7 protein-coding genes and 4 tRNA genes are annotated in these 7446 nt (G+C 54.1%); all 11 read right to left on the bottom strand.

What is annotated here, in order from left to right; genetic code table 11:
• The coding region (locus KI809_RS18595) for an elongation factor Tu (RefSeq protein ID WP_214173101.1) at positions 1-785 on the bottom strand (785 nt) is incomplete at its 3' end.
• A gap of 64 nt (positions 786-849) precedes the next feature.
• A tRNA-Thr gene (locus KI809_RS18590) sits at positions 850-925 on the bottom strand.
• A 12-nt stretch (positions 926-937) separates the two neighbouring features.
• Positions 938-1014: transfer RNA gene (locus KI809_RS18585), tRNA-Gly, on the bottom strand.
• Positions 1015-1124: 110 nt separating this feature from the next.
• A tRNA-Tyr gene (locus KI809_RS18580) sits at positions 1125-1210 on the bottom strand.
• A 33-nt stretch (positions 1211-1243) separates the two neighbouring features.
• Positions 1244-1319 (bottom strand) — tRNA-Thr (locus KI809_RS18575).
• 88 nt (positions 1320-1407) lie between these two features.
• On the bottom strand, positions 1408-3255 hold the full coding sequence (locus KI809_RS18570) for a YgiQ family radical SAM protein (RefSeq protein WP_214173100.1): 1848 nt from the start codon (positions 3253-3255) through the stop codon (positions 1408-1410).
• Between the two features lie 193 nt (positions 3256-3448).
• A complete protein-coding gene (gene argC, locus KI809_RS18565) occupies positions 3449-4489 on the bottom strand; it encodes an N-acetyl-gamma-glutamyl-phosphate reductase (RefSeq protein ID WP_214173099.1) in 1041 nt (346 codons plus the stop codon).
• A 149-nt stretch (positions 4490-4638) separates the two neighbouring features.
• Positions 4639-5031, bottom strand: a complete 393-nt coding sequence (gene rpsI / locus KI809_RS18560; RefSeq protein WP_214173098.1) for a 30S ribosomal protein S9 — start codon at positions 5029-5031, stop codon at positions 4639-4641.
• A gap of 24 nt (positions 5032-5055) precedes the next feature.
• Positions 5056-5484, bottom strand: coding sequence for a 50S ribosomal protein L13 (gene rplM / locus KI809_RS18555; RefSeq protein ID WP_214173097.1), 429 nt, complete (start codon positions 5482-5484; stop codon positions 5056-5058).
• Between the two features lie 68 nt (positions 5485-5552).
• A complete protein-coding gene (truA, locus tag KI809_RS18550; RefSeq protein WP_214173096.1) occupies positions 5553-6317 on the bottom strand; it encodes a tRNA pseudouridine(38-40) synthase TruA in 765 nt (254 codons plus the stop codon).
• Complete coding sequence (locus tag KI809_RS18545; protein ID WP_214173095.1) at positions 6317-7339, bottom strand: aspartate-semialdehyde dehydrogenase; 1023 nt, start codon at positions 7337-7339, stop codon at positions 6317-6319. Before KI809_RS18545 ends, truA begins: the two co-directional genes overlap by 1 nt.
• Positions 7340-7446: the final 107 nt, after the last annotated feature.

Raw genomic sequence — 7446 nt, 5'->3', positions numbered from 1 at the left:
TCAACACCGGTTACGGTGGTCTTGGCGGTTGCCTTGATACCAACTATCTCGATTTCCTCGCCAACCTTGACGATACCACGCTCTACCCTGCCGGTAGCAACAGTACCACGACCGGAGATGGAGAATACGTCTTCTACCGGCATTAGGAACGGCTTGTCGATGGCGCGCTCTGGCTCAGGAATGTAGCTGTCTACTGCGTCCATGAGGGCAAAGATGGCAGGCTCTGCCAGTTCACCTTTTTCGCCATTGAGTGCCTGGAGGGCAGACCCTTTGATGATGGGTACGTCGTCACCAGGGAAGTCATAGCTGGAGAGCAGTTCGCGAATCTCAAGCTCTACGAGCTCAAGAAGCTCGGCATCGTCAACCATGTCCGCCTTGTTCAGGAATACTACGATGTAAGGTACGCCTACCTGACGAGCGAGCAGGATATGCTCACGGGTCTGGGGCATGGGACCGTCTGCTGCGGAAACGACGAGGATTGCACCGTCCATCTGCGCTGCACCGGTAATCATGTTCTTTACATAGTCTGCGTGGCCTGGGCAGTCAACGTGAGCATAGTGACGCTTGTCGGTTTCATACTCTACGTGGGCGGTAGCAATGGTAATACCACGCTCACGCTCTTCCGGTGCGTTGTCGATCTGGTCGAATGCCTTGAACTCGGCCTGACCCTTGCCTGCCAATACCTTGGTGATAGCCGCTGTCAGGGTCGTCTTGCCATGGTCTACGTGACCAATCGTCCCTATGTTTACGTGCGGCTTATTCCTCTCAAATTTTGCCTTTGCCATGGCATCCTCCGATCTAATAGCTAGGTTTGCAGAGAATCTCTTCTCTATTGGTTAGTTTTAAAAATGGAGCCCACATCCGGACTCGAACCGGAGACCTCTTCCTTACCAAGGAAGTGCTCTACCTCCTGAGCTATGTGGGCCTGCACAGAATTTGGAGCGGGAAACGGGACTCGAACCCGCGACCCTCAGCTTGGAAGGCTGATGCTCTAGCCAACTGAGCTACTCCCGCCTAATCCTGCATTCGAAGCGTTGTGAAGACAGCAGTCAAGCGCAAACCCAGTACATACGACCAGCGGCCTCCTGGGGGTTACTACTCGCCTCCGCCTTCTGCAGAGTTTATGGTGGAGGGAGGAGGATTCGAACCTCCGAAGTCGTCCGACGACAGATTTACAGTCTGTTCCCTTTGGCCACTCGGGAATCCCTCCAGGGATGACAGGCCTAACACTGTTACATGCAAATGGAGCTGGCGATGGGACTCGAACCCGCAACCTGCTGATTACAAGTCAGCTGCTCTTCCAGTTGAGCTACGCCAGCAATATAAACAACATATTGTGTGCCAGCCACAAATACCATTGGCGGACAGAAGTTTGTTATATAGTCGAAACCAGCAGAAGTTGTCAAGCTATTTTCTGATTTTTTTTCTAGATAGTTTTTTCAGCTCCGGGGCGTGGCTACCGTCAACGGTCTTCGATGCAACCTTGCCCTTACCCCTAACCAGCTGTACGCCAAGGAGTTTTTCAGCATCAGCTTCTCTGCCGCAGGCAGCAAGTGCCGCCATAACCTTATTACGTTCTTCAGATAAATGGGCAAGCAGCAATGCTTTTTGCTGCTGCTTTTCCCGATCCGATCGCGCAACATACACCGACCCGCCGGTGAGCGGATCAATCATTGTGTGATACATTGCCGTGGCAAGCGTTCCCGGAGTCGGGGTGAACTGCTGAACCTGCTCCACCCGCAATCGGTTACGACGCAGAAAGAGGCCGAGATCCACCATGTCGGAGAGTGTCGTTCCCGGATGCCCGGACATCAGATAGGGAACAATGCCATAGCGTTTGCCAAGCCGTGCGCATTCGTCCCTGAACAGGGCCAGAAACTCCTCAAACAGTGCAGGAGCTGGCTTTCTCATCACCTGCAGAACTTTTTCACAGCAATGCTCTGGAGCAACCTTGAGCAGCCCCCCCACGTGATGAGCAACCAGTTCTCGGAAATATGCAGGCTGGTGAGCCAAAAGATCATAGCGAATCCCAGAGGTTACGGTAACATGACGAACTGCCGGCAACTTCCGAACAGCGCTCAGCAAATCAGCCCCAGCCCTGTCATTAACCTGCAACCGCTGGCACAGCGAAGGGTGCAGGCAGCTATGCCGTTTGCATGAGGCTCCGCCATCAGGAGCCCCGCAAGCGGTGCCGTACATATTGGCCGTAGGCCCGCCAAGATCGCTGACGACCCCGCGAAACCATGAGTTTTTTGCCATTGCCTCAACCTCGGCAGTAATGGAGGCGATGCTGCGACTCTGGATAGTCCTGCCCTGGTGCAAGGTAATTGCACAGAAAGCACAGCCGCCGTAACAACCACGATGCGTTGTTACCGATGCCTTAATCTGTTCCCAGGCCGGGATCGGCTCTGAATAGGAAAAGTGGGGCAGCCTGGTAAATGGCAAAGAATAGACGGCATCGAGTTCTACTGTCGTAAGTGGCACTGCTGGCGGATTACAGACCAGGAAGCGGCTGCCGTGCCCCTGAGCCAAAACATTGGAGTCCTGAGAAGTGTGCTGCTCCGACACCAACCTGAAAGCCTTGGCATAGGCAAGGCGGTCGTCCTGCACCTCCTCGCATGAAGGCAGCAGACTAGAACCAGCGGGCAAGTGCGCTGAGGCAAAAGCGGTTCCCCTGATATCGGTAATGGAGGCTAACGGCTCACCGTCTCGCAGCCGGTTGGCCAGTTCGAGCAGGGGCCGCTCTCCCATGCCAAAGACAAGAACATCAGCCTTACAGTCAAACAGAATTGAGCGGCGAACCTTGTCGTCCCAATAGTCGTAATGAGCAAACCGGCGAAGCGAGGCCTCAATGCCGCCGATAACCACCGGAACATCCTTGTAGGCGGCCCTGCAGCAAGAGGTATAAACAATGGTCGCTCGATTGGGCCTGGCGCCGTGCCGATTACCCGGAGTGTAGGCATCGTCACGGCGGATCCGTTTTTCCGGGGTATAGTGCGCAACCATGGAATCCATTGCGCCGGCAGCTACGGCAAAGAATAGGCGCGGTCGCCCCAGCACCCTGAAGGCATCAGGGTCCTTCCAATCCGGTTGGGCGATAATACCGACCCTATAGCCATGATGCTCCAGCCAGCGAGCCAGCAGCGGCACGCCGAACGCAGGATGGTCGATATACGCGTCTCCGGTTACAAAGACGACGTCAAGCTCGCCCCAACCGCGCTGCAAAGCTTCTTCTTTGTTTGTTGGAAGGAACATTTAACTCACTCAAAATTCCGGCACAGCAAAAAGCTCCAGATGCAAGGCTTGCGAAAGCTGAGGAATGAGGCGTAGTCGTAGGCTACGTCGCAGTGACGTGTAATTGCGCTGCAATTACCGGCGCGTGAGCGAAGCGGACGCGCTAAAGAAAAGCTGATTATTCAGCAGATGGACTTTTAGCGAAGCCGGGCGGTTACGGAAACAGGCCCAGCCCCTCCAACCCCAGATTCTCCGGAAAGCCGCAGACGATGTTCATATTCTGCACCGCCTGACCTGAGGCGCCCTTGGTAAGATTGTCGATTGCAGAAACAACGATAACCCGCCCGGTACGCTGATCTAACCCCAAGCCGATATCGCAGAAGTTACTGCCCCTCACGTAGGCTGTTGACGGAAACTGCCCCTCAGGAAGCACCCTGACAAACCCTTCGCCTTTGTAGAAATCAGTGTAAAGCTTGACCAGATCAGCGGCCGTCATCTTCTTAAGCAAGGTTGCATAGGTGGTTGAGAGAATCCCACGATCCATCGGCACCAGATGAGGCGTGAACGATATGACCACCGGCTTGCCGGCTAATTCTGAAAGCTCCTGCTCGATCTCCGGAATATGCCGGTGAACACCGCCGACGCCGTAGGCCTTGAACCCGTCATTCACCTCACAGTAAAGATTGTCAACCTTGGCACTCCGGCCGGCACCGCTAACCCCGGACTTGGCATCGGCAATTATGGTGGAGACATCAATCAGCCCTTTTTTAAGAAGCGGCGCCAGCCCCAGGGTGATGCTGGTAGGATAGCAACCCGGGTTTGCCACCAGTTGCGCCTTGGCAATCTTGGCCCGCCTGATTTCGGGAAGGCCGTAAACCGCCTGGCCAAGCAATTCAGGATTCATATGCGGCTCATACCATTTACCGTATTCAGCGGCATCATGCAGACGGTAATCTGCCGACAGATCAACCACTTTCTTCTTCAGTTTCAGAAAAGTCGGCACCACTTCCATTGCCGCCTTGTGCGGCAATGCCGTAAATATGAGCTCTGCCCTTTCCGCAATCCTGACCGGCTCAAGATTTTCCAGAACCAGGTCGCATCGCCCGCGAAGGGAAGGAAACAAGTCAGATATCCGCTTGCCGGCGCTCTGCTCAGAAGTAACACAGGTGACCGCCACTTCCGGATGACAATGCAAAATCCTGAGGAGTTCGACTCCGGTGTAACCGCTGGCACCGACAACCGCAACGTTAATCATGTTATTACCTCCAATACTCAGGTGGATCTCGTTTCGCATCAGGCGTTGTTCGTCAGGTACGGCCAAAGGTGCAGGCAATTGCCATTACCCCACGAAAAAAAGGGGATACCCTTGCGGATATCCCCTTGAACATACGTATCCTTGAAGGATTAACGCTTGGAGAACTGGAAGCTTGCGCGAGCAGCTTTCTTGCCGTACTTCTTCCGCTCTTTGACCCGTGCGTCGCGGGTAATGAATCCTGCCTTCTTGAGGGTTCCACGAAGCTCAGCGTCTGCCTCAAGCAGCGCCTTGGTGATCCCGTGCTTAATGGCACCGGCCTGACCTGAGTCTCCGCCACCGCTAACAGTAACGTTGATATCAAAAATGCCGACCTTTTCAACCAGCTCAAGCGGCTGGCGAACGATCATTTTTGAAGTCTCGCGACCAAAGTAGTCGTCGAGTGACTTGCTATTAACCGTAATTGCCCCGGTACCCGGCTTCATCCAAACCCTGGCGATAGAGGACTTTCTTTTTCCTGTTCCGTAATAAGTGTTTGCTGCCATCTTAATATCTCCTGAACTAAATTATCAGAGTTGAACGGTCTTAGGCTGCTGAGCCTTATGCGGATGATCAGTACCCGCATATATCTTCAGCTTGCTGAGCATGTGGCGGGCAAGCTTGTTTTTCGGGAGCATCCCTTTAACGGCCTTGCGGATAACATCCTCAGGCTTTTTCTGGAGCAGCTTGCCGGCGCTGATCGACTTGATGCCGCCGGGGAACCCTGAGTGGCTGTAGTAGATCTTGTCATCATACTTGGCACCGGTGAGCATGATCTTCTCGGCATTGACAACAATTACGAAGTCGCCGGTATCGACGCTCGGTGTATAAGTCGGCTTATTCTTTCCGCGAAGGATATTCGCGATCTGGGTGGCAATCCTTCCGAGCACCTGATTTTCGGCGTCGAACACATACCAGTCCCGATTTACCTGATCATTGTTTGGCAGAAACGTCTTCATCGAACCCTCTCACATCCGTCTAATATTCTTCCAAGAAAGATGTTTGATAAAACAATTTGCTCCACATGTCAAGGTTTTTTATCTTCGGCGAAAAAACTTCCGAAGCTGACTTCAACCAGTGACAACCCCTGTGGCGGGGCTGTGACTCCGGCAGCAGAGCGATCAGGAACCCTCAGCAAATCCAGAATCGATTCAGGGTTACGCCTGCCAAGCCCGACCTCCACGAGAGTCCCGGTCATGATCCTTACCATGTTCCGCAAAAATCCGACACCCTTGACATCGATCTGCAAAAACTCCCCATTTTCAGACAGTGTTACCGATTTTACCACGCGAATCGTGGTTTTTGCCGCACACCCCGTCCCGCGGAATGAGGCAAAATCATGCTCTCCCACAAAATGACCGGCAGCAATGCGCATAGCACCGACATCCAGCGAACCACGAACATGCCAGGAGTAGAGACGGCGAAGCGGTGAGCGATTTTGCCCGAGATGAAGCGAGTAACAGTAGTGCTTTAGCGTTGCCTCCCTGCGAGGATTAAACTCCAGCGGCACCTCCCTGGCATCCTTGACGGCAATATCAGGGGGAATGAGCCCGTTCAACCCGGCGGTAAAGGCCTTGAGCGGGATATCCCTGGTCGTCGTGAAGCTGGCCGGCATGGCCATGGCATGCACCCCGGCATCGGTCCTACCCGAGGAGTAAAGCCGGACCTGCTCCTTGAGAAGCCTTTCCAGCGCCTCCTCCAGAACCTGCTGGATTGCTAGACCATTAGGCTGAACTTGCCAGCCAGCATAGTTCGTGCCGTCGTACTCTATGGTCAGGAGAATATTGCGCATTACCGGTTCAGATATTTTTGCACCAGCAACTCGGCAATCTGCACCGCATTGGTGGCAGCCCCTTTACGGATATTGTCGGCCACTACCCACAGGTTAAGACCGTTATCAATGGATTCGTCCTGTCTGACACGCCCCACATGCACCAGATCCTGACCTGCAGCCGTGTAAGGCATCGGATAAACCTCCTTAGCCGGATCATCGACCAGCTTCACCCCTGGTGCCTTTTTCAGCAGCTTTTTCGCGCCATCCGCAGTCAGGGGCTTTTCCGTTTCAATATTCACCGACTCCGCATGACCGTAAAAAACCGGCACCCGCACCGTGGTCGCCGTAACCCGAATATCCGCTTCCATGATCTTGCGGGTCTCGTTGACCATCTTCAGCTCTTCCCTGGTATATCCATTCTCCTCGAAGGAGTCGATCTGCGGAATACAGTTGAAAGCGATCTGGTGGGGATAGACATTGCAGTTCACCGGGCGGCAGTTGAGCAGCTCCCCAACCTGCTTGCGCAGCTCGTCAATCGCCTTCTTGCCGGTTCCGGACACCGCCTGGTACGTGGAAACAACGATCCGCTTTATGGTTGCCGCGTCATGCAGTGGTTTCAGGGCAACGACCATCTGGATCGTCGAACAGTTCGGGTTGGCAATGATCCCTTTTTTAGCATAGCCGGCGATTGCCTGCGGGTTCACCTCCGGCACCACCAGCGGCACCTCCGGGTCCATCCGCCAGGCAGATGAATTGTCGATGCAGACCGCGCCGGCAGCAGCGGCAGCAGGACAGAACTCCCGGGAACGCTCCCCTCCGGCAGAAAAAAGCGCGATATCGATTCCGCTGAAAGAATCGTGTTTCAACTCCTCCACCAGCACCGGTTTTCCCTTAAACTCCAGAACCTCCCCCACGCTGCGGCTGCTGGCCAGAAACTTGATCTCTCCCACCGGAAACTCCCGCTCCTCCAGGCACTCGATCATCTGGGCACCCACAGCGCCGGTGGCGCCTACTATTGCTACGTTCCACAATTTACTCATATTGATTTAATCTCCTCTTTCCGTTACACCAGCGTTACCCTGTATTGCCATATTTTGCAATATTATTCAACAGCTTGCACTTCGGCCCCGAATGATAAACTTTTAAA

This window comes from Geoanaerobacter pelophilus, assembly GCF_018476885.1.
Taxonomy (GTDB): domain Bacteria; phylum Desulfobacterota; class Desulfuromonadia; order Geobacterales; family DSM-12255; genus Geoanaerobacter; species Geoanaerobacter pelophilus.
This window is presented reverse-complemented; position numbering and strand designations above follow the sequence as displayed.